Source organism: Microcoleus sp. MOSTC5 (genome assembly GCF_036701825.1).
Lineage (GTDB): Bacteria > Cyanobacteriota > Cyanobacteriia > Cyanobacteriales > Microcoleaceae > Microcoleus > Microcoleus asticus.
Genome location: NZ_JAUBRK010000025.1, coordinates 55471 through 75443, shown reverse-complemented (window position 1 = coordinate 75443; position 19973 = coordinate 55471). Strand labels below are relative to the sequence as shown.

Here is a 19973-nt window from a genome sequence, read left to right as displayed (position 1 = left end):
CCGATATTTTATTTGCCTTCCACCAGCAACTGTTCAAAATCTGCGGCAGACACAGGAGGACTGAACAAATATCCTTGCATTGTATCGCAATTGTAGCGCCACAGAAAATCTTTTTCGGCTTCCGTCTCAACTCCTTCGGCAATTACCTCAAGACAGAGACTGTGCGCCATTTCAATAATAGCTTTGACAATCGCTGCATTTGTGCAACCTTCGGTGATATTGCTGATAAAACAGCGGTCAATTTTTAAAGTATCGAATGGGTATTGCGCCAGATAGCTTAAAGAAGAATACCCAGTTCCAAAATCGTCAATAGATATACAAACTCCCAAATTTTTCAATTGTTGCAAAGTAGCGATCGCACTTTCGGCATCCTCCACCATCAAACTTTCAGTCAGCTCTAATTCCAAACTGCTCGGTTCCAAACCAGTTTCTGCTAAAATTTCGGCAACTCTGCTGCTGAGCTCCGGTTGGTGAAATTGGCGCGGCGACAGATTCACCGCTATCCGCAGCGAAAAACCTGCATTTTGCCAAACTTGCATTTGCCTGCAAGCTGTTTGCAAAACCCACTCGCCTAACTGTACAATGAAGCCAGTTGCTTCCGCAGACGGAATAAATTCTGCGGGCGAAATCAGCCCTTTTTCTGGATGCAGCCAGCGTACTAAAGCTTCTGCGCTCATAATTTTACCAGTCTCGACATTGACCTGCGGCTGATAATAAACTTGGAATTCTTCTCGTTCCAATGCGTCGCGCAAACTTGTTTTTATCTGGTCTAATTTGTCGGCTGCATCTTGGATCAATTCGCTGCTTGGCCGCAAAGTATTGTACTTTTCTGCGACAGCTTCTTGTTTTTTCAAGCGGCTCGATATCGCCCCCACAAGTTCAGCTTTAGTAAAAGGTTTAGTCAGATAATCATCTGCTCCCAATTCCATACCTTGCCGCATTTCAGAGCGATCGGCTTTACCGGTGAGAAAAACAAAAGGCAGTGTAGCAGTAACAGGATTAGATCGCAAGGCCACCAGCACCCCGTACCCGTCAAGTTCCGGCATCGTCACATCGCAAAGAATCACGTCGGGAAGATTTGACACCGCCGCATTTAAACCTTGCGCTCCATTTTCTGCACCCGTCACGTCGAAACCTTCAGCTTTGAGGAGTTTGAGAATATTCTCCCGGATTATTTGCTCGTCCTCAATCACTAAAATCTTTTTCATACGTCATTCCCTGAAAGCGATATAATTGACCCTCTAGCTGAAAGCGATAAGCCTGGCAATAACTGAGAACGCACAGCTCGATCGGCTAAACAGCCGAAGCTTTTCCGACCAAAATAGCAGACTCCCCTGAAAAACGGTAATTTTTCAAAGATAACTAGATTAATGTTTCTCTGTTTACTCAGCGCCGTCCGTATTATTACAAGTTTAATTAATAATGTCTAAACTAATTCTAGGCGATCGACAGTTAGCATCGCCCTGAATAAATGCTAAACTAATTGTGCCACCTGAACGAGGGTCTGCAAACAATCTCAGCCTATTTATAACAGTTGTAAACAATAATGCAACTGCAAGCAAGTTCCAAAGCCTTGCGGAGTCAGTCTTTTCCCATTCTTCAATGTAAAATCTCAACTTTCAAATCTCAAATGGTATTACCTACTGGATTCCCTGAACCCGCACAGATTGGGGTCATAGAAGTTAAGCAATATCCTCAGTACCGCGCTGTCACCTACACCCACGCGGGCGATTTGCGACAAGCAACTGGAATCGCCTTCAATCCCTTATTTCAACATATCAGCAACAACAAAATTGCGATGACAACGCCAGTAGAAGCGCGCTACACTGCAACTTCCGGGCAAATCGATGCGGTTCCCCAAGCAGAAGTTTCGTTCCTCTATCCCGCACCAAATATCGCCCCCAGCAGCGTTAATTCCGCTGTAGAAGTCACAGATACTTCGCCGATGACCGTTGTCAGCATCGGTGTGGGCGGGGCCTACACTTGGGAAAGCTATGAAAAGAACCTCCAGAAACTCAAAGATTGGCTTCAAGAACATCCCGAATACGAAATAGTCGGGCCGCCGCGCCGCTTTTTTTACAATTCCCCGATGACGCCGGAAGCAACTAAAATCAGCGAGGTACAAATTCCGATTAAGTGCCGCTGACGTGAACAACTAATTCGCGAATGTGACCCCGCTGGCGGTGTTCCCACAGGTAAATTCCCTGCCAAGTTCCTAACAGCAACCTGCCGCGATCGATCGGGATTTGTTCAGAAGTATGAGTCAGCGCAGTGCGAATGTGCGCCGGCATATCGTCTGGGCCTTCGGCATCGTGAATGTAGCGATCGCCCTCCGGTACCAGTTTAGCCAAAAAGTTAGCCAAATCCTTAAGTACATCCGGGTCAGCATTTTCTTGAATCACCAAACTAGCAGAAGTGTGGCGCAAAAATAAGCTACAAAGTCCCGTTTTAATACCTGAATTAGCCACCGCATCTTCTATCTTAGGACTGATATTGCACAGAGACTTCCCTGTAGTTTGAATCTTGAGTATCTGTTGATAGTGAGTCATGCGATTTTAGATTTTGGATTTTAGATTTTAGATTTTGGATGAGACTGAGGCAAAACTCTTCAGTCTGCCTTCGCTTCCTTTGTTTGTTTAGGATCGATTTCTAATCGCCGTCTTCTATTTTAAACTTTCGATGAGACTGATGCAAAACTCTTCAGTCTGGCGTTGCGCCGACTTTGTTTGACAAGAAGCGATTTCAATCGCCTTATGTAAAATAGTCTACAACAGCTTGGGCGATCGCCTCCGTACCATTTTTATCCAATTTACCCGACAAACGCGGCGGATGTAGCGGTTGTCGCAAAAACTCCCAATCCCCCTCAAAAAACTCCGTCGCCGTCACAATTTGATGTTCCGCATAATTTTGAATTCCTTCCAGCAACACCGCAGCTTCTGCAAAACCTTCTCTCATTATAGAAACAACAGGTATTTCCAAGCGCAAAGCTTCGGCAAAAGTGCTGTATCCCGGTTTAGAAACTAAGCGCCCGCAGACAGGCATAATATCAACCGGACGCGGTAAAATCGGGAAAGATTGTGCAAACTCCTGATTTTTGACATTAATCAAATTTGGCAAATCGGGAGATTCCGCATCAAAAGTAATAAATTGCAAGTCGCTAAATTGCTGTAAATTTTGATAAGGAATTTCCTCTAAACCCAGTCCGCCGAAAGTCAACAATACAGTTTTTTCCAGGGGTGTTTCGATGCCGAATACTTCCCGAACTTTATCGTTACTGTAGCGAGGATTGCCGCCAGTCAAGCCCACATCTTGAATATTGGGGAAAGCTGGCATCGGTTCGTGCAAAGGAAGACGAAAAAGCCGATCGCACATTCCGAAACACTCACCAATCCAATCTGCCATTTCTACGAATTCCCCGCCCCAATCTCGATAGATAAAATCCCACCCGAAGTTGCTCATCATCCAGCAAGGAACCCCAGCCGATGCCGCCATTCGCGTTGCCAAAGGAGGAATATCTGCCAGGATCAAACCCACGCGATTTTGCTTGATAAAATTAACTTCGCTGGCAATTAGCGAATTTTGCTTTTTCCGAATTTCCAGCAATTTTTCCAGCGTCGCGTCTTTATCCATATGCAAACTGTCAGCTTGCACGACACCAACATCAAAAGCCCGGGGACGGTGGATAAAGTCGCCGCTAATGTAAGATTCTAACAGCCACCGAGGGGCAGTTGTTGTCATAATTAGTAAAATATCTGGATTTAATTCTTGAATTTTTGCAGCTACGGAGGAGACTCGGACAGCGTGGCCGAATCCGTGATTCGTGATGGCAATATATAATGTGGGTCGAGACATTGATAATAGGGAATGGGGAATTGGGAATTGGGAATTGGGCATCGGGCATCGGGAATTGCGAATTGGAGGTAGAGACTGGAAGCCAACAAGACCAAGCTTCAAGCGACGCAGAAGGAACAATGACAAATTTAATAACTAATGACTAAGCGGTTGTGTATTTAACTTGTATATTCCTAACCTTGCTCAGAGCAACTGCCCAAAAGAGTTTTATTATTATTTTAGATGCAATTTAAATCCAGACTAGCTTATGTTACCGATTGATACGATCTCCGGTCTATTGAATATAATAAAATTAGTTTTTAATGATGAACGCGACTCCTCTCTTTATGAATAAATTAACACTAAAATTTTTCCTCCTAACTTAATTATAATTGCACAGGCATCGAATATGCAAGCACTCATCAATTGGAGGTGCTTTTAGACCAAACAGGCAATAGATTAATCTTGTCTAGGGTTATATCTACATACTTTTTACCGTCCGCCGCTTGATTTTCCCCAAAATATCCCTCATCGCCGTCGTGCTTGTGAGGGCCGCTCAAAGCTTCTGCATAGCGGCCTTGCAAACGAGCTTGGTTGAAAGGAGAAGTCGCGTACCAGTACCAGCGACTCGGAAAAACTATGCCGCCAATATCCTCAATTGAATCGCGAGTGCCGCGAAAGTGGAAAATGCGATCGGCCTCTGCAAAACCATTTTCTCCCGAAAACACGCCCCCAACCGAAACAACCGTAATTTCTGCCTTCAGCCATTCTTTAAGATAGCGAGTAGCGCCCAAAGCAACTTGTGCGCCGCCGCTAGTGCCAATTAAAATAACTTTCAAAGGTTGTTGAGGATTAACTGAAATGGGAGATTGAGCATTCATGCGCTCGATAATTGCATTAGCCATTCCCTGATTGTATGCAAAGCCGTAGCGATAATCTAAAGAAATTGCAAACCTCCAGAGATTGCGAATTTTGATGAATATATCCCCCGCAATCGGCCCGCTTTTTGCCTGTTCTGCAAACCGCCAAAAAGGAGCTAGCCACCGCTCTCCTCCTAAACTTTTGTTAGACGCTGAATAAGGAAAAACATCGCCCACTGCTACGCACTGCGGGTGACTTTTAACTAAACGCTTGAGAAAGAACTCTTCGCCAGGGGTTAATTCGTCCCCCGAAAAATCGCCAACTCCCGGTAAAAAGATGATATAACAATTGAGCGGCGAAGACTTGCGCGCTTCTAGATTGCCCTTGTTTGAAGGCAATATCTCCGGCGGATTTTTCTTGAAACCCAAAGTTTCGGCACTTTGATTCAGCCACCATATAACAGTTCCCACCGGGGAAAGAATGCCCCAAATTATCAGAATTACACCTGCGACGATCAGCAAATTTAAACTTCCCCCGCGCAGCCATGCAAGTATCCTTAAAATCAATCTTAGCATTTAATAAAATCTGGTAGAATGCCAATTAATTAGCTAATTACGTAGAAATAGTTCCGTGATTCTGCTGTATTAGAGCTTATTTTGTAAAAGTTGTCAACTATCTTGAGGAGCAGGAGTTCAACGTGAAGGGAGAAGATTCAATTGCAGGTTTGGGGGCTACCCTTTGGAACGCACTTTCTTTGAACGGCAATTTTTACGAAAAAACTCCATACACTGGCAGAACTAAGCGGATAGCTTTAACAATTGTAATTTTAGCTGCGGTGTCCCGCGTGTTGGGCAGTGCTGTCATCTTGTTAATCAACCGAACTGAGCCATCCGTATTATTTCTAGGACTTTTGATAGATGGTTTGGCAGTCGCGGGGGGTTATTATTTTTGGACTTTCACTATTTTTAAAATCGGGCAGTGGCTGAAACCGGGTCACGTAACTTATAGGGAGTTGTTGGTTCCGATCGGCTTTGCCTACGCCCCCCAAGTGCTGAATTTTTTAACGCTGATACCCTTGCTGGGAGAAGGAATAGAGCGCATATTAGCTGTGTGGAGTTTGCTAGCTGTAATTGTTGCGGTTCGCCAAGGTTTGGATATTCAAACTCGCTGGGCGGTGTTAATTTGTTTTGTGGGTTGGCCGTTGATTCAAATTGCGATCGGCTTTGTGAAAGTATTTGAACAGTTGTTTTCACGATGGCTTTAATTAATCAATACGGAAGCAGTATAGTAAACTCGCTGCCCTCTCCAGGTTCCGACTTGCAAATTAGCTTTCCTCCATGTTGTTCTACCACAATTTGATAACTGATAGACAATCCCAAACCAGTCCCCTTACCTACGTCTTTAGTAGTAAAAAACGGGTCGAATATTTTACCCAGCACCTCCGAACTCATCCCCACACCATTATCAACAATGCGAATCGCTACTTGATTTCCTTCCGCGACTTGAGTGCAAATCTGAATTGTTGGAGTCTTTGTCGAGTCAGCTTCACTCACTCTTTCGCAAGAAAAAGCATCAATTGCATTGGTAAGTAAATTCATAAATACCTGATTAATTTCTCCCGGATAACAGTTCACTAAAGGTAAATTGCCGTACTCCTCGATTACTTGAATATCACTTAATTTTTGAGCCAAAATCATCAATGTGCTGTCGATCCCTTCGTGGATATTAACCCATTTTTTATCTGATTCATCTAGTCGAGCAAAGTTTCGCAGCGACAGCACAATATCGCGAACCCTCGCAGCACCAACTCTCATGGAATCAATCATTTGAGTGAAATCATTTATCAAAAAACTTAAATCAATTTGCTCACTTTTATTTATTATTTCTTGCACGGGATTTGGGTAATTATTTTGGTATAACTGTAGTAAATCTAGTAAATTTTTAGAGTATTCATTGGTGTAATGTAAATTTCCATAAATAAAGTTAATCGGGTTATTAATTTCGTGAGCGATCCCCCCTACCACTTCTCCTAAACTAGACATTTTTTCACTTTGAATTAGCTGCAATTGAGTGCGGCGAAGTTCTTCCAGTGCAGTTTGCAATTTCTCAGTTCTTTGGGCTACTCGCGTTTCCAAAATAGTATAAAAACGGGCATTTTCTAGAGAAATAGCTGCTTGTGCAGACAGGATTCCCAAAATTTCTAGCCTATCTCTAGTAAAAGCACCTTTTGTTAAATTGTTTTCTAAATAAAAAATTCCCGTAAGGTTGCCTTGATGGATAATTGGCAATACCAGGATAGATAGGGGTTGATTGGTCGCAATATAAGGATCTAATTGGAATTGCTCGGCTCGGGTAGCATCATCTAAAACTAAGTATTTTTGGGTTCTTTCTACATAGTTAATCAATGAAATTGGGAGGCTCTCGGATTCGGCAATCGGGAGAGATTGTAACACGGTTACATCATTAAACTGACCTGTAAGTCCAGCTTCTATGAATAATTGATTACCTGTCTTGGCAAGAAATAATACTTTTTGAGCGCCTGCGTTTTCCTTCACAAGCTGTACGAGTTTCTCTAGCAAGCGGCTGAGAATAATTTCGCTCGAAACAGCTTGTGATGCTTTGACAACTGTTGACAAATCCAGCACCAAACTATTGTTGATAGTAGTTTTGGCAGTCGTGACAACATTTTTAGATATTGGTTTTTGATGGCGATCGACTAAATAATGATAACGGGATTCTAAGTATTTAACTTTTGCTATAGCTCCCCAGCGAATGTAAGCATAATAAGCTTTTGTCAGATAAGATCGAGCACTGAGATCTTTATCCCAAAAGTGATAAAACTCTCCCGCTAATTCATAAGCTAATGCTTCTTCGTGGGTGTAACCGTTAGCAGCAGCTCCTTTAATAGCTAAGTCATAATAATCCATTGCTGCAAGTTTATCGCTGATAACTCGCGCTTTTTCTGCTTCGACTAACTCGTACTTGTGCTGATAATTCATGGGTGCATGGTAGGCCCACTTTTTCATAATTTGCTGATTATAATTAACAATAGCTAGGTATGCTTCTGGATTGTCACTGTCAGGATAGTGGGCGAGGAGAGCCAGCGAATAGTAGAAATTGTGTACCCCAACAGTGATTAAGCCGATCGCCCCATCTGCATATTCTGCCGCTAATTTACCGCTGGCAACAGCCGAAGCATAATCTTTCAATAAATAAAGCAGCATCAATTTACCCACATAAGCTGCAAACAGCGACATTCGATTATTTTCTTTCTGCCAACGCGACATCACAGCAGGTTCAGACAACCTGCCACTAACTAACCGTACTTGCTCTGCTGTTTGGCTTCTTAAGCTTGAAGCAATTCCTTGCCAAATTTGAGCATAACCTATGGCAAATTCGTGTTTATTTTTCAGCAAAAACTCCATCGAAAGGGTTTGTTTATCTTTGACATATTCTAGCGGTTCTCCCACCAAAAACAAGTTGGTAATATAGTGCTTACAATTATAAATTGCCCATTCTAAATCGCCAGTTTCGACACCAAAATTCCTTCCTTCTAGAAAGGAAGCAAGTGTATTTTTAGTAGACTCTTTCCAAATTTTTATATGACCATTAAACATTACATAAACCTTAGCTTTTTGTTGGCTAGCATTAAATTGTTCTAGCAGCTTTAAAGCGATTAGTCCAGCGTAGTAGCCAGCTTCGATGTCGCCTTCTGTCCCGCACAGGATCATTCCATAAAGAGTATAGGGAAAAGCGGCTAATGCTGAATGACCGTGATCGATACAAAGATTAACCATAGTCAAGACGAGGGACGACACAATTTCTGGTTTGGCAATATAAGCAGGAGGATAGAGGGCTGTCATGATTTCCATAGCTGCCAGTTGATAAGGATCTGTCATAACTGGCAGGTTTTCTAATTCCTCAATCTGAGGCAATTTTGGCACTGCAATGGTTTCGTTATCTAATAGGTTTACTCCCAGCATTTCCAGGACTTCTAGACCTGTTTCAACAGCTTTTAGCATCTGGCTTTGAGCCTGATAAAATAGGATTTTTAGCTGATACACTTTCACTCTGTCAAGCTGGTTTTTAGCCGATCGCAAAACCACTTCCGCCAATTTTTCTGATTGCTCGAAGTTGGTATTTAAATATTCCGCTTCCAGCGTCTCTACATACAACCGCAGCGTCATGCTATAGTTGCGATCCCAGCTATCAGGTGCTAATAACGAAATTCCCACATTCAAATACTTAACAGCGGGTTCATAAGCGTTAGCTGCTTTTGCCTTATGCCCAGCCATTAAATTTAATTCTGCTAATTCATCTTTTTCTGATTGCAGGCTCAGACAATCAATTCCTACATTTAACTGGTTGATAATATCAAAAATTTTCTCTTCTACTTTATCAGATGGCGTATTTTCAAGTAGCAATTTACCGATGCTAAGATGAGTGGCTTTCTTTTCATCGTCAGGAATCAGCGAATATGCAGCTTGCTGGACGCGATCGTGCAAAAATTTATAGCCGACTCCCGAAGAATTGAAAGTTAAATTAACGGCTGATTCTCGATCTAAAAATAAAGGAATAAGGTAACTCTCATTCAATGGAAGTATTAACCCCGCTTGCAAAGCATCCCAGAGTTCCGTCGCAGTGACCGATGGAGATTTTGCGTTGACAGTAGAGAGAACATCGAGAGTGAAATTGTCCCCAACACAAGCGGCTAATTTCAAAACTTCTTGTGTAATCTCTGGCAGTTGTTGAATCCGACTGGCTACCAGTTCAACTACACTCTTATCTGTAATACCAATAGCTTGAATCTCCTCAATGTTCCACTCCCACTGCCCTTTTATTCCGGGAGACAGGACCTTGGTAAAGTCAAATTTTAAAAGTTCTTCTTGATAAAGAGTGTTGAGCAATTGCGTCACAAAAAAAGGATTGCCACCAGTCTTATTCCAAATTAACTCCGCTAAGGGGTGAATTCTTTCTGAGTCATTTAATGTCTCAGAAATTAACTCATTCACCTGGGCTAAAGAAAGAGGTTCCAGCACTAAATTGTTGAGAATAATCCCCGTTTGTTGAAGGTACTCTACTGTTTGCATTAAAGGATGTGTAGAGCTAACTTCATGGTCTCGATAGGCTCCAATCAATAGTAAATACTTGCTGTCTGGGTCAGTGGCCAGCAATTCCATTAATTTCAATGTCGCTGCATCTGACCACTGCAAGTCATCGAGAAATATCACTAAGGGATGCTCTTTCTGCGCGAATACGTGGATAAATTCTTTGAATAGCCTGTTAAAGCGGTTTTGTGCTTCAGTTGGGGCAAGTTCGGGAACGGCAGGCTGTTTGCCAATTACCAATTCTAGTTCGGGAATCACGTCAATAATTACTTGTCCGGAATCGCCTAGCGCGGCTAAAAGTTGATGTTGCCAATCTTGTAATTTTTTGCTATTTTCGGCAAGTAACTGCTGGATCAAAGATTGAAAAGCTTGAATTAAAGATGCGTAAGGTATATTCCGCTTGAATTGGTCAAATTTACCAGAAATAAAATAACCCCGCTGTCTGGTGATGGGTTTTTGAATTTCGCTGACTACGGCCGATTTGCCTATACCTGCATAACCAGAAACTAGGATCAGTTCAATTTGGGAAGGGGAAGAAATTTCCACGCAGGGATTAGCTACACGTTCAAATGCAGCCAATAGTTCCCTGACTTGTGTTTCCCGACCGTACAATTTTTGAGGAATCAACAACTGACTCAATATATCTAAGTTTCCGGGGGTAAAATCGACTATCTTGCCTGTAGTTTCTAACTGATTTAAACAAATTTCTAAATCTGCCAACAATCCACCTGCGCTTTGATATCTATCTTCGGCATTTTTTGCCATCAATTTTATCACAATTTGTGAGATAGCTGGTGGAATCTCTGAATTAATTTGATGGGGTACAATTGCTTGAGAGGCTAGGTGACTGTAAACTATTTCTAAGGGGTCGTTACTCGGAAATGGCAATTGACCTGTCAGCATTTCATACAAGGTAATTCCGAGGGAATAAAAGTCGGTGCGGTAGTCGAGGGTGCGGTTCATTCTCCCGGTTTGTTCGGGAGACATATAAGCAAAAGTGCCGACTATCGAGTTATTATTAATTTGTGGATTTTCTTTGGACAATCGCGAAGCAATCCCGAAATCAGTCAGTTTAAGAATTCCTGTTTGGCTGTTGATGATGATATTGCTAGGCTTAATATCTTTATGAATAATTTTTTGAAGGTGCAGATATTCTAAGGCTTTTATGAGTTGGATACCAAACCTCAAACAGGTGATGACTTCGAGCTTTTGTCTCGACATCAGGCGATCGAGAGATTCGCCCTCAAAGTCTTCCAAAAGCAAGCCGAGACGGTTGTCAAAGGTTTCTAGGCTAATGACTTTAACTAGGCCCGGATGGTCTAAATGTTCGCGAATGCGATACTCGTGCTTGATCCGGGTAATTGCATCGAGGGTGGGATATTCAGCTTTCAGGATTTTGAGTACGGTTGTCTCCTGGTGGGTGGGGATTTTCCCTCGATAAATAATCGTTTCGCTACCTTCGTGGAGAGTGCAGTGGATTTGGTATTGCGAGAGAAATTGCATTGAGTTCTCCTCAGAGTTGAAAATATATCTGATTCGAGTCGCTGTTGGCTGTTGACTGTTGGCTGTTGGCTGACGGCACGACCACCCTCAACCGTCAAAAGTGTTGACATGGCAACCGTCAAAAGTCTTGACATGGCAACTGTTATATGCTTAATTCAACCATGTACTTATGCCAACAAAAATCAAGCTTTATTTACTCGAACAAGAATATAATTTATACATAAAATGATATTATTAATGGAATCAAGCCATTTTGCTACTATTATTCTCAATTAATATTCCACCGACAGCGGACGGCAACCACACCCCTACTATTCGGCTCTCCCCACTGTCCCTCCTCCCTTAGCAAGATACATTGTTAGAGAAGGAAATACACAAAAATTTACATCTATAATTTGTGTAGTGTTCCAAATCGCTCCTTACCAGCAGCGATACAGCCCTCGCCAAGACAGTAGGATAGAAAAAATATGTTTGAACGCTTTACAGAACAAGCCATTAAAGCAATCATGCTAGCCCAAGAGGAAGCGCGGCGCCTCGGCCACAATTTTGTAGGCACCGAGCAAATCCTCCTGGGACTCGTCGGCGAAGGCACTGGCATCGCTGCAAAAGTATTACTGGATATGGGCCTCAACTTGAAAGAGGCGCGCAATGAAATCGAAAATATCATCGGTAGGGGTTCCGGGTTCCTCCCGCCGGAAATTCCTTTTACGCCCCGCGTCAAGCGCATTTTTGAGACTGCGCTTAACGAAGCGCGGCAGTTAGGCCACAATTACATCGGCACCGAGCACATCCTGCTTGGGCTGATCCAAGACGACGAAGGGGTGGCGGGGAAGGTGCTGCAAAACTTGGGGATCGATCGCCAGAGAGTCCGCACGCAGGTAATTCGTGCCGTGGGAGAAGTGGCGGCGGTACCCGGAGGCAGGGGAGATAGCGGCGATCGCAAAACCCCGACTTTAGAAGAATTCGGCACCAACCTGACCAAGTTAGCCGCAGCCGGCAAACTCGATCCTGTCGTGGGGCGCGAAAATGAAATCGAGCGCGTGATCCAAGTGCTCGGCCGCCGCACGAAGAACAATCCAGTGTTAGTAGGCGAACCGGGAGTCGGCAAAACAGCCCTCGCCGAAGGCCTAGCCCAGCGGATTGTTAATAGAAACGTCCCGGAAATTTTAGAAGACAAACAAGTAATCAGCCTCGATATGGGTTCGCTGATTGCTGGTACCAAGTTCCGAGGCGAATTTGAGGAACGCCTGACGAAAATCATGGCCGAAATTCGTGCTGCCGGCAACATCATTCTGGTAATCGATGAAATTCACACCTTAGTCGGTGCAGGCGCAATCCAAGGTAGCATGGATGCCTCCAATATGCTCAAACCAGCCCTTGCCAGAGGCGAATTGCAGTGTGTCGGCGCAACTACCTTGGACGAATATCGCAAACACATCGAGCGCGACGCTGCCTTAGAACGCCGCTTCCAACCGATCAAAGTCGGCGAACCGAGCGTGGCTGAAACAATAGAAATATTGTACGGGTTGCGATCGGCTTACGAACAGCATCACAGACTGACAATTTCCGACGCAGCTTTAGAAGCAGCGGCCACACTGTCAGACCGGTACATTAACGATCGGTTTTTGCCAGACAAGGCGATCGACTTAATTGACGAAGCAGGTTCCCGCGTCCGCGTGATGAATTCACAAACCCCGCCCGAAGTTAAAGATCTCAAAAAGCAACTGCCGGCAGTAACAAAAGAAAAAGATGCAGCAGTGCGCGAGCAAGACTTCGACAAAGCTGGAAAATTGCGCGATCGCGAATTAGAAATTGAAGCCGAAATCGCCGAAGCTACGATCAACAAAAGCCAACTCAAAACTTCTCCGATCGTCACCGAAGAAGACATCGCTCACATCGTGGCTAATTGGACGGGAGTACCGGTCAGCAAGCTGACAGAATCAGAATCGGAATTGCTGCTGCACATGGAAGATACTTTGCACCAGCGCTTGATCGGTCAAGAAGAAGCTGTCACCGCAGTTTCTCGGGCTATCCGCCGCGCGCGAGTAGGCTTGAAAAATCCCAATCGCCCGATCGCCAGTTTCATCTTTTCCGGCCCCACAGGCGTCGGCAAAACGGAACTTACAAAAGCCCTGGCAACTTATTTCTTCGGTTCCGAAGAAGCCATGATTCGGTTAGATATGTCCGAATTCATGGAACGCCACACGGTTTCTAAACTCATCGGTTCGCCTCCGGGTTACGTTGGCTACGATGAAGGCGGCCAACTAACAGAAGCAGTCCGGCGCCGTCCTTACACGGTCATCTTGTTCGACGAAATCGAAAAAGCTCACCCGGATGTCTTCAACATGATGCTGCAAATCTTGGAAGACGGCCGCTTGACCGATGCGAAAGGTCGGACAGTAGACTTTAAGAATACGCTGCTGGTGATGACATCAAACATCGGTTCGCGAGTGATTGAAAAAGGCGGCGGCGGTCTCGGTTTCGAGTTTACTGAAAGTGCCGCAGACGCGCAGTACAACCGCGTTCGCAGCTTGGTAAACGAAGAAATGAAACAGTTTTTCCGTCCCGAATTTATCAACCGCTTGGATGAGATTATCGTCTTCCGCCAGTTGAACAGGGAAGAAGTGAAGCAGATTGCGGACATTATGTTGCAGCAAGTCTTCAGCCGCTTAACCGAACAGGGTATTACTTTGTCGGTGACAGATCGGTTCAAGGATATGTTAGTTACAGAAGGCTACAATCCCAGCTATGGTGCTCGACCTTTGCGCCGCGCAATCATGCGGTTGTTGGAAGATGTACTGGCTGAGGAAATGCTGTCTGGGAAGCTGAAAGAAGGCCAAAAGGCGATCGTTGATGTGGATGAAAACGGTCAGGTTAAGGTAGTGCCCGATGGTTCATCTGAGCCGAAATTGCCCGAATTTGCATTGAGCCATTAATGCACTCTACCAACGGATAAATACTGTTGATGAAAAACCCGGTTTCTCCGAGAAACCGGGTTTTTCATTTAATAATACCTGTAAAAAAAAGCAACTTATCGATGAATCTAATCCCATGATTGCAATTGCTCAACCCAATGCTGCACGAAAGCAGAAATGCGATCGCGCCGAGTTTCAAAAGTAGCAGCAATCCAGATAAACACAATCCCAAAAGCCAAACCAATCGCCCATTTAATCAGCGGATAATCGAAGATTAGAACCACCAACTGATAGAAAACATTGATTAAAAATACAGCCGTTCCCACAAACAAAAATGCCCGAACTCGCAGCGCCAAACCCGCTGCAATAGCCACCAAACTCAAAGCTCCCGCAACTAAACCGTGGCTTTGCTGAGTCAAAAGAGGTATCCCGCAAATCAGCGCAGTTGCGAGCATTCGCAGAGTGTGGCGCAGCGGTTTTTCTGCTGGTAATTTGAGAGTGCGATCGAACTGAGTAATGTAAAGTAAAGAAAATCCTAAAGGAGTAACATAAAACTCTGGCTGAGTCAATCCTATTTGCCAGAACCACCGCAGCATTATCCAGTCAATTATCGCCACGCTCACATAGGTAAAACGAACTTCCTCCCTTTCCCAAGCCAGGAAAAAATAGAAGGTAGCAGCTATCAGCAAGCTAATCGGATAAAACTTAGCCGGACTTTCCAAAATAGTAACTATTGGAATCAGCGAAGCAATTACCTGCCAAGGTTTTTTTGACCAACCCCAGTTGTCCCAAGGCAAAATGTAAATGAAATAAGCTAATAGAGAAGCGAGGGCAACTTTCCAAGGCCCCAGCGGCCCGGAAATATACTTAACTAAAGGCGTATTGATCCAATAAAGCCGGATGCCAAAGGCTTCTAGCCAGCCCAAGTAAATCCAAATTTCTCCCCATTGGCGATCGAGATTATTTCGCCCTTGCAAGAAAGCATATTGAACTAATAAAGCACCAGTGACTAATCCTAAATTTAGGCCGGACTTAATATCGTCGGCAGAAGCCCAAATTAGCAGCAAACTGCTCAAAACCCAGTGCAGGTGAGCAAATATTTTTAACTCTGCATTAGTTAAATGTAAATAATTGCTGAGCCAAGGAGATAAAATGCGATAGATATATGTTAAAGCTGTGCCGAGAGTTGCCAGGACAATTAAACCGTCGCCAAAAGCTCCTCCCGGTGTTTGAAAAAGTTGATAGAGTAGGGATTCGTAAGCAGCAACGGACACACCAATTAACCCCAAATAAACCAAAGGTTTGAATTCTGGCTCCCGCCTACCAATGCCGATCGCAATTAAAGACGCCCCCAACACAGTTAAACCAGTCCAATTCGTCAAAGTGTGCGATCGGAAAGTTAAACCCAATACCCCGTAAACCAAAGGTATAAAATGAATGCTAGGTAAATTTGTTCGATCGGGGTGGCGCCGCCGCCACCAATCCCCCAACAATTGAGTAAACAATCCGAGAGCAATATTAGCAACTGCCAAATTAATCGTAGTGCGATCGACAAAACTCAAACCGACTGCTGTCAACAACTCCAAACTCCAAGCCACAGCATAAATTGCCAGAGGGGAAAGTTGGCGTAAACTTCGGAAAATTATCGCAGCCATTATCACCAAAATAGCAGCCAAAACTTCAGTAGAGGGCGGAAAACTCAAGGTACTGCCTGCGTATAGTTCATAGGAATAAAAAGTAATAGTTGTTAACAGCAAGCCTGCAAGTAAGATTGCCCACCCATCTAAAGCTCGCTCGTAAATTTCAGCTAATGGAAAAGGCTCAGGTAAACTCCTGGAAAAACGAACAATCATGCTGCGAAGCAACCACAGACACAAAATAGCGATCGCCCCGGCAATTCCCCAATCCCAACCAGACACAAAACCTAATTGATCGCTCGCCGCAGCTACGAAACTCAAGCCAAACCCCACTCCAATTACAGCCGCTGGTATCTCGACTAAATAGTAAGTATTGACCAACATTAATCCGGCTGCCAAACCCAGACCAATTAACCGATATCCCGGAAAAATAAAAATTATAAATTGTGCGAATATTAAGGCGATCGTACTAAAGGTACTGGCAACTTGTTTGTGAGGAACCTCAGTATATTTAGCAACAGCAGTCAAAGCCAAAGGAGTCGCCAGCCAGAGCAAACTCCACTGAGGGCGGTGAGTGGCAATACCCCCAAGCACATAATTTTCCAACAAGATAAAGCTGAATCCTGCTAATACTAAGCCCAAATACCAGGAACTTTGGAACCATGCAGTGTGCCAGCGGAAAAATGCAGAGTTTTCTCGGGAATTTGCCGTTTTCATCCCGACAAAAAATACCCATTCACTCGCCATGAATATTAATAATATTGCCGACCAAATATTTGGTGTCAGGTTTGGGAAAAATAAGTCAATTGCCGAAGCGATCGCGCCTAAACTCGTAATGTGAGTTATGGGAACCAAAATTGCCGGATTCCCCTGTTGTTCAGCCGCAGAAGCCGGTCTCGAAACTCGCCGGGAATTATCGGGAATTACGTATTTCCAAGTGATCCAACCTAAAATTAAAGTAGAGACTAATAAATTGAGCGATCGCCAAAACGGATTGACTAAACTAATAACAGTTAAAACGCTTCCCAAACCGAGAGCAAGGTTTTCCCCAAAACGGGCAAGTTGAAACTTTCGCTGGCGGTAGAGCCACTGCGCCGCACTTACCATTAAAATTAAATAAGGCAACAGCAGAACACCCCAAAAAGCCCAAGGAGTTTGCTGAGAGTTTGTAAGCTGAGTTAAAAATGCAACAAATTGTGTTTTAATCCCTAAAGGAAGCACTCGCCAAAACAGCCAAATACTCTGAAGCCCCACCGCCTCAAGCATTAGCAAATCAAACTCTTGCCAAAACCGCACTAAACGATTATAAAAAAACCAAAGAGCCAATCCGCTAACTGCGATCGCCTGTAGCGGAATGTCGCGAAAACAAACCAGGTATCCCAAACCCACCAAACCCATTCCCGCTAATTGCCAGTTAAAAAAGTTGCTGGGATTTGGCTGGTCGGATCTATTGTTTTTGATAGTCCCAGATGCGAGGGGATGCTGCCAATCCAGCCATGCTAAAAGCACGCCGCAGATTCCCAAAGCTAAACCCATTTCAGCGATATTTACATCCTTGACAAATATCGCCCGACCCAGTAAAATTCCTAAGGAATAAGCTACTAAAGCCGCTTTTTTGTAAGTCAGAAAATCTCTGCTCAAACTGAAAGCAGCGGCGAATGTTTCAGTATTTCCCGCGCGTTGGATAGATTGCAATCGTTGTTGCTGAACTTGATAAACTGTAGCAGCAGCAGTTCCCACTGTACCTAAATAAACCGCAGCCAGGGAAAAGCCAGCACTTCCCCACCCCCAGTGCAAATAACTCAATCCCAAGTGATTTAGGGCGATAGATCGAGCGATGTTTTTTCCTGAAAAGCTTTGATATTGATCTTTTATAATCCGGGCAGTTATCCAACTCAAAATAAGTGCCGCTGCGATTGCTACCGCCCAGTCCCAAGGATACCGCCACAATCCAAAAGTATCCATTGCCCAAAAATTGATCGGCACTAGCAACAGCGTCACTTCTTGCAAAGTTTGAGCAGTCAAGTGCAAATTCTGCTGTCTGTTTGCCCAACTGCTAATCGCCCAAAAAGTTAAAGTATAAGCTAACAAAACTCCATATTGTCCGGCAGCAGGAAATCTTTCCCATTGACTGGCAGCTAAGACTCCTGAGGAGACAACTACCATGAACACTCCTAAAAACAACAGCCACACCACGCTAATTTCTGCCATTAGCGAGTGCAAAATTTGAGCGATAAAATTAGGGGTTTGAGTAGTTTCTGTAGGCGTAGCAACGCTTTCTCTGCTGCTAGGTAATGCTTGAGGCGTTGATAAGGCAGGTACTTTTGGCTCGTTCACAGGAGTAATCGGGCCCTCAATTTCAGAAATATCTACAGCGGGATCTCTGAGCGGGCAGACTAAATATTGCCGGCACAACTGCTCAACCTCGGCGGGCGAAAGCAAACCCAGCCGCAGCCACGCTTCTAAACCTGTCAACAACTCAGGATGCGACGCTAAGACGCTCAATTCAATTTTGCTCGATCGACCTTTGGGAGACGACATCGGCTTAAACTTGTACTAGGTACCTTCAAGCTATAGCCTAAATTAATGTCGAGCGAACATGACCACATTCCGCCATCCCAATTGGCACAATAAGTATTTATAACTAAAAAGCTGTAGCAGCCAGTGTCAACCCATGCAAAAATCCCGCTGATGCGCCTACACCAGCGTGCATCAGCGGTTAGAAACTCCGAATTAGGACACGGCACCGATCTTCTTACCGATCGACATATTGCAGCAAAGTGTCCACACTAGCATTGTGGTCTATGAAAGAAAACAAATGTTTGAAGAGGAGTTTTCCCTCTGCATCCAAAACAAACTGAGCGGGCAAAGGAGCACCCAAAGCCTGACCGACTTGATAAGCCCGAAACACTTGACAGCCGGGATCGGACAGCAGAGGCATTTTCAAGCCTAAATCTCTAACCACTATTTGGCTTTGGCGATCGTCGGTACTGGCAATCATCAATAATTCTATATTGCGATCGGCAAATTTTTCCCAGTTTTCATTCAAAGCTTTAATGTGAGGAAAACAGAAAGGGCAATATTGCTTTTCAGTAAAAATCCGCGTAAAAGCCAGAATTACTGGCTTATCGCCCCGATAATTCGACAGCCGTACCAACTTGCCATTATTAATATCCGGCAATTCAAAATCTGGCGTCCTATGTCCAAGCTTCAGAACATTAGTCGCCGGAACAGGCAATAAATTTTGGAAAAACCGCTGATTTAACAAGCCGCTAAAATTAGTAGAAGTCAGCATATTTCCTAATTGCGTAATTGCTAATTGCTAATTGGTAATTAAAAATCCGGTTACAATGAATGCCTCTGCGGGTACGGACACGGCAGCGCCGTGTCCGTACAAATAGAATGTGCTTAAACCGCAGCAAAGAATACCTTAGACTTGACCGGATCGGGAGTCATAGTCTTGTCACCGGGCTGCCAGCCGGCGGGACAAACTTCATCGGGGTGAGACTGGACGTATTGGATAGCTTGCAGAGTGCGGAGAGTTTCGTCCACGTTGCGGCCGAAGGCAAGATTGTTGATAGTAGAGTGTTGGATGATGCCTTCTTTGTCGATGATGAACAGACCTCTGAGGGCAATCCCTGCTTCTGGGTCGAGGACGTTGTAGTCAGAACTAATTGTTTTTTTGAGGTCAGCAACTAAGGGATAGTTGAGGTCGCCGACACCGCCTGATTTGCGGTCTGTTTGTATCCAAGCCAGGTGAGAGAATTCGCTGTCAACGGAGACGCCGAGGATTTCGGTATCGATTTTCTTGAAGTCCTCGAAGCGATCGCTAAATGCTGTAATCTCAGTCGGGCACACAAAGGTGAAGTCCAAGGGGTAGAAGAACAGGACTACATACTTTTTGCCTTTATAGTCTGACAGCTTAACTGTCTTGAACTCCTGATCCACTACGGCTGTTGCTGCGAAATCGGGTGCAGCTTGACCAACCCGGAGGCATTCACTGGTCATAGATTTTGTTTCCTTTTTTACGAACTGTTACAAATATATCATACTCATAACGACTACAAGTATGTTGTAGAGAAATCAAAAAAACACGCTCTCAATTTTGAGAGCGCGGT

General features: G+C 44.3%; 11 protein-coding genes. 3 read left to right on the top strand and 8 right to left on the bottom strand.

Annotated elements, in window-relative coordinates; all coding sequences use genetic code 11:
• Positions 1-8: 8 nt before the first annotated feature.
• Positions 9-1208 carry an EAL domain-containing response regulator gene (locus tag QUA54_RS15810; protein ID WP_333415371.1) on the bottom strand — a complete coding sequence of 400 codons (1200 nt, stop codon included), beginning with the start codon at positions 1206-1208 and terminating at the stop codon, positions 9-11.
• Positions 1209-1630: 422 nt separating this feature from the next.
• Between QUA54_RS15810 and QUA54_RS15805 the strand changes: the two genes are divergently transcribed.
• The gene (locus tag QUA54_RS15805) at positions 1631-2146 is read left to right on the top strand and encodes a heme-binding protein (RefSeq protein WP_333199201.1); all 516 of its coding nucleotides are present in this window, start codon (positions 1631-1633) and stop codon (positions 2144-2146) included.
• On the opposite strand, the gene QUA54_RS15800 is transcribed toward QUA54_RS15805, so the two are convergent.
• The 3 genes from QUA54_RS15800 to QUA54_RS15790 form a co-directional block, all read right to left on the bottom strand.
• Complete coding sequence (locus tag QUA54_RS15800; protein WP_172186291.1) at positions 2133-2549, bottom strand: secondary thiamine-phosphate synthase enzyme YjbQ; 417 nt, start codon at positions 2547-2549, stop codon at positions 2133-2135. The two genes, QUA54_RS15805 and QUA54_RS15800, sit on opposite strands and share 14 nt — an antisense overlap.
• 202 nt (positions 2550-2751) lie before the next feature.
• Positions 2752-3852: a glycosyl transferase gene (locus QUA54_RS15795; protein ID WP_333415370.1), complete on the bottom strand. Its 1101-nt coding sequence runs from the start codon at positions 3850-3852 to the stop codon at positions 2752-2754.
• Positions 3853-4253: 401 nt separating this feature from the next.
• Entirely contained in the window at positions 4254-5267 is a 1014-nt protein-coding gene (locus QUA54_RS15790; protein ID WP_333415369.1) for a hypothetical protein, read from the bottom strand.
• 122 nt (positions 5268-5389) lie between these two features.
• On the opposite strand from QUA54_RS15790, the gene QUA54_RS15785 reads away from it, so the two are divergent.
• A complete protein-coding gene (locus QUA54_RS15785; protein ID WP_333415368.1) occupies positions 5390-5956 on the top strand; it encodes a hypothetical protein in 567 nt (188 codons plus the stop codon).
• 4 nt (positions 5957-5960) lie between these two features.
• Here QUA54_RS15785 and QUA54_RS15780 read toward each other — a convergent pair whose 3' ends face one another.
• Positions 5961-11303, bottom strand: a complete 5343-nt coding sequence (locus tag QUA54_RS15780; protein ID WP_333415367.1) for an AAA family ATPase — start codon at positions 11301-11303, stop codon at positions 5961-5963.
• Between the two features lie 467 nt (positions 11304-11770).
• Here QUA54_RS15780 and QUA54_RS15775 point away from each other — a divergent pair, with 467 nt between their 5' ends.
• Positions 11771-14239: an ATP-dependent Clp protease ATP-binding subunit gene (locus QUA54_RS15775; protein WP_333415366.1), complete on the top strand. Its 2469-nt coding sequence runs from the start codon at positions 11771-11773 to the stop codon at positions 14237-14239.
• Between the two features lie 107 nt (positions 14240-14346).
• Here QUA54_RS15775 and QUA54_RS15770 read toward each other — a convergent pair whose 3' ends face one another.
• The 3 genes from QUA54_RS15770 to QUA54_RS15760 all read right to left on the bottom strand — a co-directional run bounded on the left by QUA54_RS15770 (position 14347) and on the right by QUA54_RS15760 (position 19863).
• Entirely contained in the window at positions 14347-18396 is a 4050-nt protein-coding gene (locus QUA54_RS15770; RefSeq protein ID WP_333415365.1) for a hypothetical protein, read from the bottom strand.
• 214 nt (positions 18397-18610) lie between these two features.
• Positions 18611-19150: a peroxiredoxin family protein gene (locus QUA54_RS15765; protein WP_172186298.1), complete on the bottom strand. Its 540-nt coding sequence runs from the start codon at positions 19148-19150 to the stop codon at positions 18611-18613.
• A 113-nt stretch (positions 19151-19263) separates the two neighbouring features.
• Entirely contained in the window at positions 19264-19863 is a 600-nt protein-coding gene (locus tag QUA54_RS15760) for a peroxiredoxin (RefSeq protein WP_172186299.1), read from the bottom strand.
• Between the last annotated feature and the right edge of the window lie 110 nt (positions 19864-19973).